Source organism: Pseudomonas sp. Nvir, from assembly GCF_963778085.1.
Taxonomy (GTDB): domain Bacteria; phylum Pseudomonadota; class Gammaproteobacteria; order Pseudomonadales; family Pseudomonadaceae; genus Aquipseudomonas; species Aquipseudomonas juntendi.
Genome location: NZ_OY970405.1, coordinates 1,788,987 through 1,804,216, shown reverse-complemented (window position 1 = coordinate 1,804,216; position 15,230 = coordinate 1,788,987). Strand labels below are relative to the sequence as shown.

Sequence of the window (15,230 nt, the reverse complement as noted above, 5' to 3'; positions counted from 1 at the left end):
TCAGATGTTCTCCAGCTCGGACCACTCTTCCTCAGTCATCATCTTGTCCAGTTCGACCAGGATCAGCAGCTCGCCGTTCTTGTTGCACACACCCTGGATGAACTTGGCCGACTCCTCGTTACCCACGTTCGGCGCGGTTTCGATTTCCGACTGGCGCAGGTAGACCACCTCGGCCACGCTGTCGACCAGGATACCGACCACTTGCTTGTCGGCCTCGATGATGACGATACGGGTGTTGTCGGTGACTTCGGTCGGCATCAGGCCAAAGCGCTGGCGGGTATCGATCACCGTTACCACGTTGCCACGCAGGTTGATGATGCCCAGCACATAGCTGGGCGCACCCGGTACCGGCGCGATCTCGGTGTAACGCAGCACTTCCTGCACCTGCATCACGTTGATGCCGTAGGACTCGTTGTCCAGCCGGAACGTTACCCACTGCAGGATTGGATCTTCAGAACCTTGTGCAGACGACTTTTTCATTCCCCTAGCCCTCTAAATCCGCTTACTGGCGGTTGTGTTCGGTGTCATTTGTTTGTCGTACAGCTGCTTGACTGCGCCGCTGGCGATCAGCTCGGCCAGTGCGGCAACATCGAGCAATGCACACATGTGTTCAATTACCGTGCCGGCCAACCACGGGCGCTGGCCACGCTGGCTGCGCCACTTGATTTCCGACGGGTCCAGGCGCAACGAACGGCTGACCTGGTGCACGGCCAGTCCCCATTCGTAGCCCTGCACCGAAATCACGTACTGCAGGCCCTGGCGGAAATCGTCGCGGTAGCGGTCGGGCATCACCCAGCGCGCCGTATCCAGGACCTTGAGGTTGCCCGCCTGGCAGGTGAGGATGCCAAGGAACCATTCGGGCTGACCGAACAGCGGGGTCAGCTCCTGGCCGGCCAGGGTGTAGATCGAGCCCAGGCACACCAGTGGTACGGCCAGGGTCAGGCCGGCGACATCGAACAACAGGCATTCGAAGGGTTCGGCGGCCCAGGCCGGGCGGCCGTCGACAGTGGCCGGTGGCACGGGCGGCGCTGGCAGGTGCACGTCGACCAGTGGCAGCGCCGGTTCCAGCGCAGGCGCTTCGACCAGCACTGGAATGGCCGCCTCGGCCACCACCTCCTGCTCCACCACCGTCACCACCGGCGGGTCTACCGGCATCACGCTGGGCAACACCGCCAGGCGGGGTTCGGCGAAAGGCCGAGGCGCAGGGCGGGCAACGGCCACGAGCGGTTCGGCAGGTTGCGGCTGGCGGGCATCGCGGGCCTGTTCCTCGCGCACGGCTTCAGCGAACTCATCGGCTGCAGCGGGCTCTACGGGGGGCTGCAACAGCGCCTCGTCTTCGGTGGCCTCCTGCAGCAGGCCATCCAGATACGATTGCAAGGCCATCTGTGGCCGGGTGCCGGTGTACCGGGTCTGGGTCATCAGGCCACCTGCGCTGCGGGTTTGTAGGTCAACAGGTGCTTGAGCAGTGCCCGGTAGGCGACCAGCCCACGGCTCTTGGCGTCGAACTGCGAGGGCGTCACGCCCTTGCGACTGGCGTCGCGCAGGCGCGTATCGACCGGGATGTAGCCCTGCCATACATGCTGGCCGTAGGTGTCACGCAGCAGCTTCAGGGTGCCCAGCGAGGCCTGGGTGCGGCGGTCGAACAGCGTCGGCACGATCTGGTACGGCAGCGCCTGCTTGCGTGACCGGTTGACCATGGCCAGGGTCGCGACCATGCGCTCAAGCCCCTTCACCGCAAGAAACTCGGTTTGCACCGGGATCACCAACTGCTGGCTGGCGGCCAGGGCATTGACCATCAGCACGCCGAGCAAGGGTGGGCTGTCGATCAAGGCAAAGTCGAAATCCTGCCACAACTGCGCCAGACTCTTGGCGATCACCAGGCCCAGGCCATTCTGCCCCGGCGACTGGCGCTCCAGCACGGCCAGCGCGGTGCTCGACGGCAACAGCGAAATCCGCTCGTCGCTGGTGGGCAGCAGCAGTTGCCCCGGCAAGCCCTCAGGCACGCTGCCTTTGTGCAGAAACAGGTCGTAGCAACTGTGCTCGAGGGCATCAGGGTTGTGGCCGAAGTAACTGGTCATCGAACCGTGCGGGTCCAGGTCGACGACGACCACGCGCTTGCCGGCCTCGGCCAGCAGGCCGGCCAAAGCGATGGTCGTGGTGGTCTTGCCGACGCCACCTTTTTGATTGGCTACTGCCCAGACTCTCATCAAGCAAACTCTATGTATTGATTTGAAAGCGCGTGCGATCGATGTGGCAGCGGGCGCGCCCGCGAACACCGGCGAAGCCGGTGCCAATCACCGCGTCGCCTGCTTCGCGGGCTCGCCCGCTCCCACAGGGAACGGCGTCACAGTCAAAATTGTGCTTGTAGCAGTGCCAGAGAATTGACGAATCACTGCCCGGCCACCGTTGCTGGCGTAGCCGGTGCACTTTGTGTGCCAGCCCGGCGCAGGGCAGCATCCGGTGTTGCATTGGCGCTACCCGAGCCCGTCAGGCTGCGGCGCACTTCCAGGTTACGGGAAATCACCAACACCACCCGCCGGTTGCGCGCGCGGCCATCGGCGGTGTCATTGCTGGCCACCGGCTGGTACTCGCCATAGCCGACCGAAGCCATGCGGGCCGGGTTTACCCCCTCCATGGCCAGCAGGCGCACAATGCTCGCCGCCCGCGCCGACGACAGCTCCCAGTTGGTCGGGTACTGCGCGGTGCGGATCGGCAGGTTGTCGGTGAAACCCTCGACATGCACCGGGTTGGCGAACGGCTTGAGAATATCGGCCACCTTCTCGATGATGGCGAACGCCTTGTCGCTGGGCATGGCATCGCCACTGCCGAACAACAGCGATGAATTGAGCTCGATCTCGATCCACAGTTCGTTGCCGCGCACGGTCATCTGGTTGCTTTTGATCAGGTCGCCAAAGGCATCGCGCACGTCATCGCTGATGGTCTTCAGCGGGTCGATATTGGTTGCCGCAAGGCCCGCTTCGGTCTGCTCGCTGTCGTTGACCAGCGGCTCGGCCGGGCGCACGGTCAATGGCTTTTCCTCGCCCACGGGGATGGGTTTCATGCTGCGCTCAGGGTCGTTGAACACCCCGAGCAGCGCCTGGGAAATGACCTTGTACTTGCCCTCGTTGATCGACGAAATCGAGTACATCACCACAAAAAATGCGAACAGCAAGGTAATGAAGTCGGCGTATGACACCAGCCAGCGTTCGTGGTTTTCGTGTTCCTCGGTATGACGGCGGCGGCGCATGGGTTACTCCATGAAGCCTTGCAGCTTCAGCTCGATGGAGCGCGGGTTTTCACCCTCGGCAATCGACAGCAGACCTTCGAGCAGCATTTCGCGGTAGCGCGACTGGCGCATGACCACGGCCTTGAGCTTGTTGGCGATCGGCAGCAGCACCAGGTTGGCGCTGGCCACACCGTAGATGGTGGCGACGAAGGCCACGGCGATGCCATTGCCCAGTTGCGACGGGTCGGCCAGGTTGCCCATCACGTGGATCAGGCCCATGACCGCACCGATGATGCCGATGGTAGGCGCGTAACCGCCCATGCTCTCGAACACCTTGGCCGCCTGGATATCGCGGCTTTCCTGGGTCAGGAAATCGACTTCGAGGATACTGCGAATGGCTTCTGGCTCGGCGCCATCGACCAGCAGCTGCAAGCCTTTGCGCGCATACGGGTCGGGCTCGCTGTCGGCCACCCCTTCCAGGCCCAGCAAGCCTTCCTTGCGCGCGGTCAGGCTCCAGTTCACCACCCGGTCGATACCACCCGCCAGGTCGACCCTGGGCGGGAACAGGATCCAGCGCAGAATCTGCAGGGCCCGCTTGAACGAGGCCAGCGGTGACTGCAGCAGTGCTGCCGCCAAGGTGCCGCCCAGCACGATCAATGCCGCCGGGCCATTGACCAGGGCACCGACATGGCCACCCTCGAGGAAGTTGCCACCAACGATGGCAACGAAGGCGAGGATCAGGCCGATCAGGCTCAGCACGTCCATCAGACGCAGGCCTCTACCAGGTGCTTGCCGATCTCGTCCAGGCTATACACCGCGTCGGCCAGGTTGGCCTTGACGATGGCCATGGGCATGCCATAGATCACACAGCTGGCTTCATCCTGGGCCCACACCGTACTGCCGCCCTGCTTGAGCAGGCGCGCACCTTCACGGCCATCGGCACCCATGCCGGTCAGCACCACCGACAGCACCTTGTCGCCATATGACTTGGCCGCCGAGCCGAAGGTGATGTCCACACACGGCTTGTAGTTCAGGCGCTCATCGCCCGGCAGGATCTTCACCGTGCCACGGCCATCGACCATCATCTGCTTGCCACCCGGGGCCAGCAGGGCCAAGCCTGGGCGCAGCATGTCACCGTCCTCGGCTTCCTTGACGCTGATGCGGCACAGTTTGTCCAGGCGTTCGGCAAACGCCTTGGTGAACGCAGCCGGCATGTGCTGGATCAGCACGATCGGTGCCGGGAAGTTGGCCGGCAGCTGGGTCAAGACCCGCTGCAGGGCCACTGGGCCGCCGGTGGAGGTACCGATGGCCACCAGTTTGTACGGCTTGCGTTTAGGTGCCGCAGCCGGCGCCGGCGCGGCTGCCGGGGCCCGGGCCGGCAGCGCACTGCGCGCCGCTGCCGGGCTGCCCACACCCGCCGCCGGCGCATGGCTGCTGGCAGGTGCCGGCGTTGCGGCCGGCGCAGGGCTGACGTAACTGCCAAACCGGCGGTTGCTGCGCGCCAGCGTATGCACCTTTTCGCACAGCAGTTGCTTGACCTTGTCGGGGTTGCGCGAAATGTCCTCGAAGTTCTTCGGCAGGTAATCCACCGCCCCCGCGTCCAGCGCATCGAGGGTGACCCGGGCGCCCTCATGGGTCAGCGAGGAAAACATCAACACCGGCGTCGGGCAGCGCTGCATGATGTGCCGGACCGCAGTGATGCCATCCATCATGGGCATTTCATAGTCCATGGTGATGACATCGGGCTTGAGCGCCAGCGCCTGGTCAATCGCTTCCTTGCCGTTGGTCGCGGTACCTACTACCTGGATCGTAGGATCCGCCGAGAGGATCTCCGAGACGCGGCGGCGGAAGAAACCGGAATCATCCACCACCAGGACCTTGACTGCCATAAACACTCCATTAGGCGGCGCAACCTGCCAAGGTGCGCCACCGAAATCAAATACGCCGCGCGGCGTAACGCTTGAGCATGCTCGGGACGTCGAGAATCAACGCAATACGACCGTCACCGGTAATGGTGGCCCCGGACATGCCCGGGGTACCTTGCAGCATCTTGCCCAGCGGCTTGATTACCACTTCTTCCTGGCCTACCAGTTGATCGACGACAAAGCCAATGCGCTGGGTGCCGACCGACAGGATTACCACGTGGCCCTCGTGCTGCTCTTCATGCACCTGGCCTTGCACCAGCCAGCGCTTGAGGTAGAACAACGGCAGTGCCTTGTCGCGCACGATCACCACTTCCTGGCCATCGACCACATTGGTACGCGACAGGTCGAGGTGGAAGATCTCGTTGACGTTGACCAGCGGGAAGGCGAATGCCTGGTTGCCCAGCATCACCATCAGGGTGGGCATGATCGCCAGGGTCAGCGGCACCTTGATGACGATCTTCGAGCCCTGGCCCTTGGCCGAGAAGATGTTGATCGAACCGTTGAGCTGGGAGATCTTGGTCTTCACCACGTCCATGCCCACGCCACGCCCGGACACGTCGGAAATCTCGGTCTTGGTCGAGAACCCCGGGGCGAAGATCAGGTTGTAGCAGTCCGACTCGCTCAGACGCTCGGCGGCGTCCTTGTCCATCAGGCCCTTCTCCACCGCCTTGGCCCGCAGGATGTTCGGGTCCATGCCCTTGCCGTCGTCGGAAATCGACAACAGGATGTGGTCGCCCTCCTGCTCCGCCGACAGCACCACGCGGCCCGTGCGCGGCTTGCCTGCGGCATCGCGCTCATCGGGCATCTCGATACCATGGTCGACGGCGTTGCGCACCAAGTGCACCAACGGGTCGGCCAGGGCCTCGACCAGGTTCTTGTCGAGGTCGGTTTCTTCACCGACCAGCTCAAGGTTGATCTCTTTCTTCAACTGGCGCGCCAGGTCGCGAACCAGGCGCGGGAAGCGGCCGAACACTTTCTTGATCGGCTGCATGCGGGTTTTCATCACCGCGGTCTGCAGGTCGGCGGTGACCACGTCGAGGTTGGACACGGCCTTGGACATGGCCTCGTCGCCGCTGTTCAGGCCCAGGCGCACCAGGCGGTTACGCACCAGCACCAGTTCGCCGACCATGTTCATGATCTCGTCCAGGCGCGCCGTGTCGACGCGTACGGTGGTTTCCGCTTCGCTGACCGCATGCTTGTCGGCGACCGGGGCCGGCGTGCGCGCAGCTGCAGCAGGTTTGCTCGCAGCCGCGGGCGCTGGCGCAGGAGCCGCAGCTGGCTTGGCGGCCGCCGGGCTTTGCGGCTTGGCCGCTGCCGGCGCCTTGGCCGCAGGGGGGGCCTGGACTGCAGCGACGTCACCGCCGAATTTGCCCTTGCCATGCAACTGGTCCAGCAGCGCTTCGAATTCATGCTCGCTGATTTCGTCGCTGGTGGCGCTGGCGGTGCTGTCAGGCGCCACCTCGGCAGGTGCCGCCTTGGCGGCAGGCAAGGCGTCGGCCTGGAAGGTGCCTTTGCCATGCAGCTGGTCGAGCAGCGACTCGAATTCGGCATCGGTGATTTCGTCACTGGCCGCTTCGTGGCTGACGGCAGCAGCCGGCGCTGCAACTTCAGCAGTGAACTGGCCTTTGCCATGCAACTGGTCGAGCAGCGATTCGAACTCGGCATCGGTGATTTCATCACCGCCACCACTCACGCTCTCGCCTTGCAGCTGTTCCTCGGCCGCAGCTTGTGCCTTGACCGCATCGAGCGAATCGAGCAACTGCTCGAACTCGCTGTCGGTGATGTCCTGGTGCTGCTCCTGGTCCACCACCGGTGCCGCGGCAGGCGCTTGCGCGGCAGCCACCGGCACCACCGCTTCTTCGTCACCCTGCGGTTGCGCCGCACCCGGCTCGGCAAGGCGCGCCAAGGCCGCCAGCAGCTCGGGGGTTGCCGGCGTGACTTCAGCGCGCTCGCGTACCTGGCCAAACATGCTGTTGACCGTGTCCAGTGCCTCGAGCACTACGTCCATCAGCTCCGCGTCAACCCGACGCTCACCTTTGCGCAGCACGTCGAACACGTTCTCGGCGATATGGCAGCACTCCACCAGCTCGTTCAGCTGGAGGAAGCCGGCGCCCCCTTTTACAGTGTGGAAACCGCGAAAGATCGCATTGAGCAGGTCAGCATCGTCGGGCCGGCTTTCCAGCTCGACCAATTGCTCGGACAGTTGCTCAAGAATTTCGCCGGCTTCTACCAGGAAATCCTGGAGGATTTCTTCATCGGCGCCGAAGCTCATCAAAGGTGCTCCTTAAAAACCCAGGCTGGACAGCAGATCATCGACGTCGTCCTGGCCGGACACGACGTCTTCACGCTTATCGGCATGAATCTGCGGACCTTCACCCCGAGTCGGATGTTTTTCTCGATCTTTTTCTGCGCGCAATTGATCGTGGTCATGCTGAATGCCCGCAAAGCGGTCGACCTGACTGGCCATCAGCACCAACTTGAGCAGGTTGCTTTCCACTTCGGTCACCAGGTTGGTGACGCGCTTGATCACCTGCCCGGTCAGGTCCTGATAGTCCTGGGCCAGCAGAATGTCATTGAGGTGGCCGGCGACCTTGCGATTGCCTTCGGCGCTGTGCGTGAGGAAACTGTCGACCCGCTTGACCAGGTCGCGGAATTCTTCCGCCGCCACTTCGCGGCGCATGAAGCGTTGCCAGTCGGTGCTCAGGGCCTTGGCCTCGCTGGCCAGGTCGTTGAGCACCGGGGTGCTTGCCTCGACCAGGTCCATGGTGCGGTTGGCCGCGCCTTCCGTGAGCTTGACCACATAGGACAGGCGCTCGGTGGCATCGGTAATCTGCGACACCTCTTCGGCCTGCGGCATGGTCGGGTCGATCTGGAAACTGACGATGGCACTGTGCAGCTCGCGGGTCAGCTTGCCGACTTCCTGGTACAGGCCGCGGTCGCGGGTCTGGTTCAGCTCGTGAATCAGCTGCACCGCCTCGCCGAAACGGCCCCGCTCCAGGCTTTCGACCAACTCCTGGGCATGTTTCTTCAGGGTCGATTCGAACTCGCCCAAAGAGTTATGTGATGAATCCATGGCGCGCCCCCTGACGTGACTCAGCCGTTGACGCGTTCGAAGATCTTCTCGATCTTTTCTTTGAGCACCTGCGCCGTGAACGGCTTGACCACGTAACCATTGACGCCGGCCTGGGCCGCTTCAATGATCTGGTCGCGCTTGGCTTCGGCAGTCACCATCAGCACGGGCATGGTTTTCAGCCGGTCGTGGGCACGCACCTTGCGCAACAGGTCGATGCCGGACATGCCTGGCATGTTCCAGTCGGTCACGAGGAAGTCGTAATGGCCGCTTTCCAGCATCGGCAGCGCCGTGGTGCCGTCGTCGGCCTCATCGGTGTTGGTGAAGCCCAGGTCACGCAACAGGTTCTTGATGATCCGCCGCATCGTCGAAAAGTCGTCAACGATGAGGATTTTCATGTCTTTGTTCAAGTAGACCTCCAAGCAGTCTCAAACGCGCTCGGCCCCGAGCGCGCATTCAATCAATTCGGTACAACGTGGAAAACCGCGTGGAAACAGCCGCAACCCTAGCAGGCTCAGCGCGCCCGCCATTCCCCCAGGCGGCTACGCAGACGCGCGGCACACTGGCTGTGCAACTGGCTGACCCGCGACTCGCTGACCCCCAGCACCTCACCGATCTCCTTGAGGTTGAGCTCTTCGTCGTAGTACAGCGCCAGCACCAGGCGTTCACGCTCGGGCAAGTTGGCGATGGCCTCGGTCAGGGCTAGCTGGAAGCGCTCCTCCTCGAGGCCCCGGGCAGGTTCGACCTGGCCGCTGGCGCCGTCTTCATGCAGCCCTTCGTGCTCACCGTCCTGCAGCAGGTCATCGAAGCTGAACAAACGGCTGCCCAAGGTATCGTTGAGGATCGCGTAGTAATCATCGAGGCTCAATTGGAGTTCGGCAGCAACTTCATGATCTTTAGCGTCACGGCCGGTTCTGGCCTCCACGGCGCGCATCGCGTCGCTGACCATACGGGTGTTGCGGTGCACCGAACGGGGTGCCCAGTCGCCTTTGCGCACTTCGTCGAGCATGGCGCCGCGGATACGAATGCCGGCATAGGTTTCGAAGCTGGCGCCCTTGCTGGCGTCGTACTTGTTGGCCACTTCCAGCAAGCCGATCATGCCGGCCTGGATCAGGTCCTCGACCTGCACGTTGGCCGGCAAGCGCGCCAAAAGGTGGTAGGCGATGCGCTTGACCAGGGGGGCGTAGCGTTCGATCAACTCGTACTGAGCGTCTTTCGCCGCCCGGCTGTACATCTTGAACCCGCTGGCGTTCATAGCACCGGTCCCGCGCTGGTCGGCTGCACCAGGCGCTCGACGAAGAACTCCAGGTGGCCACGTGGGTTGGCCGGCAGCGGCCAGCTGTCGACCTTCTGGGCAATCGCCTTGAAGGCCAGCGCGCACTTGGAGCGTGGGAAGGCTTCGTAAACGGCACGCTGCTTCTGCACCGCCTTGCGCACGCACTCGTCGTAGGGCACGGCGCCTACGTACTGCAGGGCGACATCCAGGAAACGGTCGGTAACCTTGGTCAGCTTGGCAAACAGGTTGCGCCCTTCCTGAGGGCTCTGGGCCATGTTGGCCAGCACGCGGAAGCGGTTCATGCCGTAGTCACGGTTGAGCAGCTTGATCAGCGCGTAGGCATCGGTGATCGAGGTCGGCTCGTCGCACACCACCAGCAGCACTTCCTGGGCGGCACGGACAAAGCTGACGACCGACTCACCGATACCCGCAGCGGTATCGATGACCAGTACATCGAGGTTGTCGCCGACTTCGCTGAACGCCTGGATCAGCCCGGCATGCTGGGCCGGCGCCAGGTGGACCATGCTCTGCGTACCGGAGGCAGCCGGTACGATGCGCACACCACCAGGGCCCTGCAATATCACGTCACGCAGCTCGCAGCGCCCTTCGATGACATCGGCCAGGGTCCATTTGGGCGTCAGGCCCAGCAACACGTCGACATTGGCCAGGCCCAGGTCGGCATCCAGCAACATGACCCTGCGGCCGAGTTCGGCCAACGCCAGGGACAGGTTCACTGAAACGTTAGTCTTGCCGACGCCACCTTTGCCACCGGTCACGGCGATCACCTGTACGGGATGCATGCTACCCATGTTTGTAATTTACCTTGTATCGCTGGGACCCAGGCCACACGTAGGGCAATTCTGCGTACCCCTTGGCATAGCTACTTTGCACACGTTTCATACTCAACCCGCTCGCCGTGGGTTGTGGTAGAGATCAGCGAACATGTCGGCCATTGCCTCTTCGCTGGGCTCCTCCTGCTGCTGCACATTGACCGCGCGGGACACCAGCTGGTGCCCCCGCGGCAGGTGCAGGTCGTCAGGAATGCGCGGGCCGTCGGTAAGATAGGCCACAGGCAAATCATGACTGATGGCAAGGCTCAGCACATCGCCAAGGCTTGCCGTTTCATCGAGCTTGGTCAGGATGCAGCCGGCCAGGCCACAGCGCTTGTAGCTGTGGTAGGCGGCGGTCAGCACCTGCTTCTGGCTGGTGGTGGCCAGTACCAGGTAATTCTTGGCGGCGATGCCACGGCCGGCCAGGGTTTCCAGCTGCATGCGCAGGGCCGGGTCGCTGGCCTGCAGGCCGGCGGTGTCGATCAGCACCACACGCTTGCGCAGCAGCGGCTCCAGCGCTGCCGCCAGCGACTGGCCTGGGTCGACATAGGTGACCGGGACATTGAGGATGCGGCCAAGGGTCTTGAGCTGCTCCTGGGCACCGATGCGGAAGCTGTCCATGCTCACCAGCGCCATGTTCTGCGCGCCATACTTGAGCACGTAGCGCGCCGCCAGCTTGGCCAGGGTGGTGGTCTTGCCCATGCCGGCCGGGCCGACCATGGCGATCACACCGCCTTCTTCGATCGGCTCTACCTCGGGAATTTCGATCATGCGCGCCAAGTGCGCCAGCAACATGCGCCAGGCATGGCGTGGCTCTTCGATTTCGGCGGTCAGCTCCAGCAACTCGCGGGCAATCGGCCCGGACAGGCCAATGCGCTGCAGGCGCCGCCAGATGTTGGCCTGTTGTGGCTTGCTGCCCTGCAGCTGGGTCCAGGCCAGCGAGCCGAGCTGCACTTCCAGCAGTTCGCGCAGGCCCGACAGTTCGGAGCGCATGGCATCGAACAGGCGCGGGTCAACGGGCGCCGGCGCCGTGGCGGCCGTCGCCTGTGGGGCATCGACATGGGGCTCGACCAGCGGCTCGGCAGCGGTCAACGACTGCCCGGCGAACAATTGGCGGTTGTTATCGCTGCTGTCCTGGCGGTGGCCCAGCTCGGCCTGGGCCGTGGCAATGCGCGTATGGGTCTTGCGCAGCTCTTCTTCCAGCTCGGCATTGGGCACACGCGGGGCCAGGGCGGACAGCTTGTAGTCCAGCGCGGCCGTCAGCTCGACACCACCGGCAATGCGACGGTTGCCAATGATCGCGGCATCGGCGCCCAGCTCATCACGGACCAGTTTCATGGCCTGACGCATATCGGCGGCGAAAAATCGCTTAACTTGCATTATCCACTACCTCAGCCGTTAGGGCCCACGGTGGCAACGATGGTGACTTGCTTGTTGTCCGGTATTTCCTGATACGCCAGCACATGCAAATTCGGTACAGCCAGGCGACCGAAACGCGACAGCATGGCGCGGATCGGGCCGGCGACCAGCAGAATGGCCGGCTGGCCCTGCATTTCCTGGCGCTGGGCCGCTTCGATCAGCGAACGTTGCAGCTTTTCGGCCATGCTCGGTTCCAGAAGAACACCGTCTTCCTGGCCTTGCCCGGCGCGTTGCAGACTATTGAGCAAAATCTGTTCCAACCTTGGCTCCAGGGTGATCACCGGGAGCTCCGACTCAACGCCGACAATGCTTTGCACGATGGCGCGACACAATCCGACGCGCACCGCCGCAACCAGCGCGGCGGTATCTTGACTCTTGCCAGCGTTGTTCGCGATTGCTTCGGCAATACTGCGAATATCGCGCACGGGTACCTGTTCCGACAACAGGGCCTGCAAGACCTTGAGCAGCCCCGACAAGGAAATGACACCCGGCACCAGTTCTTCTGCAAGTTTAGGCGAAGCCTTGGCCAACACCTGCAACAGTTGCTGGACCTCTTCGTGGCCAATCAGTTCATGGCAGTGCTTCTGCAGGATCTGGTTGAGGTGGGTGGCCACTACCGTACTGGCATCGACCACGGTGTAGCCCAGCGACTGCGCCTGCGAGCGCTGGCCCACGTCGATCCACACCGCTTCCAGGCCGAACGCCGGGTCACGTGCGGCAATGCCGTTGAGGGTGCCGAACACCTGCCCCGGGTTGATCGCCAACTCGCGGTCCGGGTAAATCTCGGCCTCCGCCAGGATCACCCCCATCAGCGTCAGGCGATAGGCGCTGGGCTGCAGGTCAAGGTTGTCGCGGATATGCACCGTGGGCATGAGGAAGCCCAGGTCCTGCGACAGCTTCTTGCGCACGCCCTTGATTCGCGCCAGCAACTGACCACCCTGGTTGCGGTCCACCAAGGGGATCAGCCGGTAGCCGACTTCCAGGCCGATCATGTCGATCGGTGTCACATCGTCCCAGCCCAGCTCCTTGGTTTCCAGCGCCCGCTGCGGCGAAGGCAGCAGGTCTTGCTGGCGCTGCGCCTCCTGCAAGGCCTGGGCCTTGGCCTTCTGTTGTTTCTTCCATACGAGATAAGCCCCGCCACCGGCCAGCAGACCCAGGCCGATGAAGGCGACGTGCGGCATGCCCGGCACCAGCCCCATGACAATCATCAACCCCGCCGACACCGCCAACGCCTTGGGCGAGTCGAACATCTGCCGGTTGATCAGTTTGCCCATGTCCTCCGAGCCCGAGGCGCGGGTGACCATGATCGCCGCAGCGGTCGACAACAGCAGTGATGGCAATTGCGCCACCAAACCGTCACCGATGGTCAGCAGGGCGTACACCTTGCCGGCATCGCCGAAGCTCATGCCATGCTGCAGCATGCCGATCAGCATGCCACCGATCAGGTTGATGAACAGGATCAGCAAGCCGGCGATGGCGTCACCGCGGACGAACTTGCTGGCACCGTCCATCGAACCGTAGAACTCGGCCTCCTGGGCCACCTCGGCACGACGGTGCTTGGCCTGGGCCTGGTCGATGAGGCCAGCATTGAGGTCGGCGTCGATCGCCATCTGCTTGCCGGGCATGGCGTCGAGCGTGAAGCGCGCGCTCACTTCCGAGATACGCCCGGCGCCCTTGGTCACCACCACGAAGTTGATGATCATGAGGATGGCGAAGACCACCGCACCGACCACGTAGTTACCGCCGATCACCACCTCGCCGAAGGCCTGGATCACCTTGCCGGCGGCGCCGTGGCCTTCCTGGCCGTGCAGCATGACCACCCGCGTGGAGGCCACGTTCAGCGCCAGGCGCAACAGCGTGGCCACCAGCAGGATGGTGGGGAATGCAGCGAAGTCGAGCGGGCGCAGGGCGTAGACGCAGACCAGCAGCACCACGATCGACAAGGCGATGTTGAAGGTGAAGAACACGTCGAGCAGGAACGGTGGTATCGGCAACATCATCATTGCCAACATCACCAGCAGCAGCAGCGGTACACCCAGGTTGCCCCGGCCGAGCCCGGCCAGGTTATGACGGGCGTTGCTGATTAACTGAGTGCGATCCACCGCGAATCCTCTTGATGCAAAACTTTGACGCCCAAGGGGCATCTGCGGCTGGCATTGCAAGAAGCCTTCCAACTTTGCGCAATAGGAGATTTATGTTGTGGGCCGGCCTGTGGGAGCGGGCGTGTCCGCGACGCAGGCGACGCGGTGTCTGGCACCGGCTGCGCCGGTGTTCGCGGGCACGCCCGCTCCCACAGGTTGAGGTGAATGACAGCTTCTAATCCCCTCTCAAGACACAAGGTCAACTGTCGCGGCGCAGGTCTGGCGGGATCGGCAGGTCATCCTTCAACGGCTCAGGGCGCTTGCCCTTGCCCGCACGGTACTGGCGGATCTGGAACACATAGGCCAGCACCTGCGCCACAGCCAGGTACAGGCCGGCGGGGATTTCCTGCTCGATCTCGGTCGAGTAATAGATCGCCCGTGCCAAGGCCGGCGATTCCAGGATCTGAACCTTATGCTCCACGCCAATTTCGCGAATCTTCAAGGCAATGAAATCCGTGCCCTTGGCCAACAGCAACGGCGCCACCCCACCCTTCTCCGGGTCATACTGCAAGGCCACCGCATAGTGGGTCGGGTTGGTGATGATCACGTCGGCCTGCGGCACCGCCGCCATCATGCGCCGCTGCGACACTTCGCGCTGCAGCTGGCGAATACGCTGCTTGACCTCGGGCTTGCCCTCGCTGTCCTTGTACTCGTCACGCACTTCCTGCTTGGTCATCTTCAGTTTCTTGTGCGTCTGGTACAGCTGGAACGGCACATCCGCAGCCGCGATCAGCAACAACCCGGCCGACATCCACAAGGCACTCCAGCCCACCACCTGCAGGCTGTGAATGATCGCCTGCTCCAGCGGCTCGTTGGCAATCGACAGCAGCGCCTGGCGGTCGTTGATCAGTACCACCACCGCCACTACCAGGATGACGAAAAACTTGGCCAGCGCCTTCAGCAATTCGGTCAAGGCATGCATCGAGAACATGCGCTTGATGCCCGACAACGGATTCATGCGACTGAATTTCGGCTGCAGCAAACTGCCCGAGAACAGGAAGCCGCTCAGCGCAATGGGCGCCACGAAGGAGATCACGAACAGCAGGATCAGCACCGGCTGCACGGCCCAGATGGCCATCTTGCCCGAGGCCAGCAGAAACGCGCCCATCGCCCGCTCGTCCACGATGATGTCGCGGGTCAGGCTGAAATTCATGCGCATCAACGCCAGCAGGGTTTCGGCCAAATGGCCGCCAAACGCCAGCAGCCCACCCGCGCCGGCCAGGGTCACCGCCACCGTGTTCAACTCCTTGGAGCGGGCGACCTCGCCTTTTTCCCGTGAGTCGCGCTTGCGTTTCTCGGTGGGGTCTTCCGTTTTGTCCTGGCCGCTTTCGCTCTCAGCCATG

At 63.2% G+C, this 15,230-nt stretch carries 14 protein-coding genes; all 14 read right to left on the bottom strand.

Translation table 11 applies throughout. The features are described 5' to 3' along the window. Positions 1 to 480 carry a chemotaxis protein CheW gene (locus tag AACG97_RS08785; RefSeq protein ID WP_003254393.1) on the bottom strand — a complete coding sequence of 160 codons (480 nt, stop codon included), beginning with the start codon at positions 478 to 480 and terminating at the stop codon, positions 1 to 3. Between the two features lie 12 nt (positions 481 to 492). Beyond that, entirely contained in the window at positions 493 to 1,419 is a 927-nt protein-coding gene (locus AACG97_RS08780; protein ID WP_225785744.1) for a CheW domain-containing protein, read from the bottom strand. Further along, the gene (locus tag AACG97_RS08775) at positions 1,419 to 2,207 is read right to left on the bottom strand and encodes a ParA family protein (RefSeq protein WP_009681922.1); all 789 of its coding nucleotides are present in this window, start codon (positions 2,205 to 2,207) and stop codon (positions 1,419 to 1,421) included. The genes AACG97_RS08780 and AACG97_RS08775 overlap by 1 nt, the downstream gene beginning before the upstream one ends. A 182-nt stretch (positions 2,208 to 2,389) precedes the next feature. Then, the gene (motD, locus tag AACG97_RS08770) at positions 2,390 to 3,247 is read right to left on the bottom strand and encodes a flagellar motor protein MotD (protein ID WP_197885251.1); all 858 of its coding nucleotides are present in this window, start codon (positions 3,245 to 3,247) and stop codon (positions 2,390 to 2,392) included. A 3-nt stretch (positions 3,248 to 3,250) separates the two neighbouring features. Beyond that, on the bottom strand, positions 3,251 to 3,991 hold the full coding sequence (locus tag AACG97_RS08765) for a flagellar motor protein (RefSeq protein ID WP_009681920.1): 741 nt from the start codon (positions 3,989 to 3,991) through the stop codon (positions 3,251 to 3,253). Beyond that, positions 3,991 to 5,115 (bottom strand): protein-glutamate methylesterase/protein-glutamine glutaminase, encoded by a 1,125-nt coding sequence (locus AACG97_RS08760; RefSeq protein ID WP_054881286.1) that lies wholly within the window; start codon positions 5,113 to 5,115, stop codon positions 3,991 to 3,993. The genes AACG97_RS08765 and AACG97_RS08760 overlap by 1 nt, the downstream gene beginning before the upstream one ends. A 46-nt stretch (positions 5,116 to 5,161) precedes the next feature. Further along, complete coding sequence (locus tag AACG97_RS08755; protein ID WP_054881285.1) at positions 5,162 to 7,423, bottom strand: chemotaxis protein CheA; 2,262 nt, start codon at positions 7,421 to 7,423, stop codon at positions 5,162 to 5,164. Between the two features lie 12 nt (positions 7,424 to 7,435). Continuing rightward, positions 7,436 to 8,224, bottom strand: coding sequence for a protein phosphatase CheZ (locus AACG97_RS08750; RefSeq protein WP_054881284.1), 789 nt, complete (start codon positions 8,222 to 8,224; stop codon positions 7,436 to 7,438). A gap of 20 nt (positions 8,225 to 8,244) precedes the next feature. Then, the gene (locus AACG97_RS08745) at positions 8,245 to 8,619 is read right to left on the bottom strand and encodes a chemotaxis response regulator CheY (protein ID WP_103446503.1); all 375 of its coding nucleotides are present in this window, start codon (positions 8,617 to 8,619) and stop codon (positions 8,245 to 8,247) included. Between the two features lie 116 nt (positions 8,620 to 8,735). Then, positions 8,736 to 9,476, bottom strand: a complete 741-nt coding sequence (fliA, locus tag AACG97_RS08740; RefSeq protein WP_009683227.1) for an RNA polymerase sigma factor FliA — start codon at positions 9,474 to 9,476, stop codon at positions 8,736 to 8,738. Continuing rightward, on the bottom strand, positions 9,473 to 10,315 hold the full coding sequence (fleN, locus tag AACG97_RS08735; RefSeq protein ID WP_232555046.1) for a flagellar synthesis regulator FleN: 843 nt from the start codon (positions 10,313 to 10,315) through the stop codon (positions 9,473 to 9,475). The genes fliA and fleN overlap by 4 nt, the downstream gene beginning before the upstream one ends. A gap of 84 nt (positions 10,316 to 10,399) precedes the next feature. Continuing rightward, positions 10,400 to 11,707, bottom strand: a complete 1,308-nt coding sequence (gene flhF, locus AACG97_RS08730; protein WP_029885655.1) for a flagellar biosynthesis protein FlhF — start codon at positions 11,705 to 11,707, stop codon at positions 10,400 to 10,402. A gap of 11 nt (positions 11,708 to 11,718) precedes the next feature. After that, on the bottom strand, positions 11,719 to 13,848 hold the full coding sequence (flhA, locus tag AACG97_RS08725) for a flagellar biosynthesis protein FlhA (protein ID WP_054881281.1): 2,130 nt from the start codon (positions 13,846 to 13,848) through the stop codon (positions 11,719 to 11,721). Positions 13,849 to 14,086: 238 nt separating this feature from the next. After that, positions 14,087 to 15,229, bottom strand: a complete 1,143-nt coding sequence (gene flhB, locus AACG97_RS08720; protein ID WP_009683221.1) for a flagellar biosynthesis protein FlhB — start codon at positions 15,227 to 15,229, stop codon at positions 14,087 to 14,089. Between the last annotated feature and the right edge of the window lies 1 nt (position 15,230).

Coding starts and splice junctions, on each gene's coding strand:
- AACG97_RS08785 (WP_003254393.1), bottom strand. CDS start 480: ATGAAAAAGTCGTCTGCACAAGGTTCTGAAGATCCAATCCTGCAGTGG.
- AACG97_RS08780 (WP_225785744.1), bottom strand. CDS start 1,419: ATGACCCAGACCCGGTACACCGGCACCCGGCCACAGATGGCCTTGCAA.
- AACG97_RS08775 (WP_009681922.1), bottom strand. CDS start 2,207: ATGAGAGTCTGGGCAGTAGCCAATCAAAAAGGTGGCGTCGGCAAGACC.
- motD (WP_197885251.1), bottom strand. CDS start 3,247: ATGCGCCGCCGCCGTCATACCGAGGAACACGAAAACCACGAACGCTGG.
- AACG97_RS08765 (WP_009681920.1), bottom strand. CDS start 3,991: ATGGACGTGCTGAGCCTGATCGGCCTGATCCTCGCCTTCGTTGCCATC.
- AACG97_RS08760 (WP_054881286.1), bottom strand. CDS start 5,115: ATGGCAGTCAAGGTCCTGGTGGTGGATGATTCCGGTTTCTTCCGCCGC.
- AACG97_RS08755 (WP_054881285.1), bottom strand. CDS start 7,423: ATGAGCTTCGGCGCCGATGAAGAAATCCTCCAGGATTTCCTGGTAGAA.
- AACG97_RS08750 (WP_054881284.1), bottom strand. CDS start 8,224: ATGGATTCATCACATAACTCTTTGGGCGAGTTCGAATCGACCCTGAAG.
- AACG97_RS08745 (WP_103446503.1), bottom strand. CDS start 8,619: ATGAAAATCCTCATCGTTGACGACTTTTCGACGATGCGGCGGATCATC.
- fliA (WP_009683227.1), bottom strand. CDS start 9,476: ATGAACGCCAGCGGGTTCAAGATGTACAGCCGGGCGGCGAAAGACGCT.
- flhF (WP_029885655.1), bottom strand. CDS start 11,707: ATGCAAGTTAAGCGATTTTTCGCCGCCGATATGCGTCAGGCCATGAAA.
- flhB (WP_009683221.1), bottom strand. CDS start 15,229: ATGGCTGAGAGCGAAAGCGGCCAGGACAAAACGGAAGACCCCACCGAG.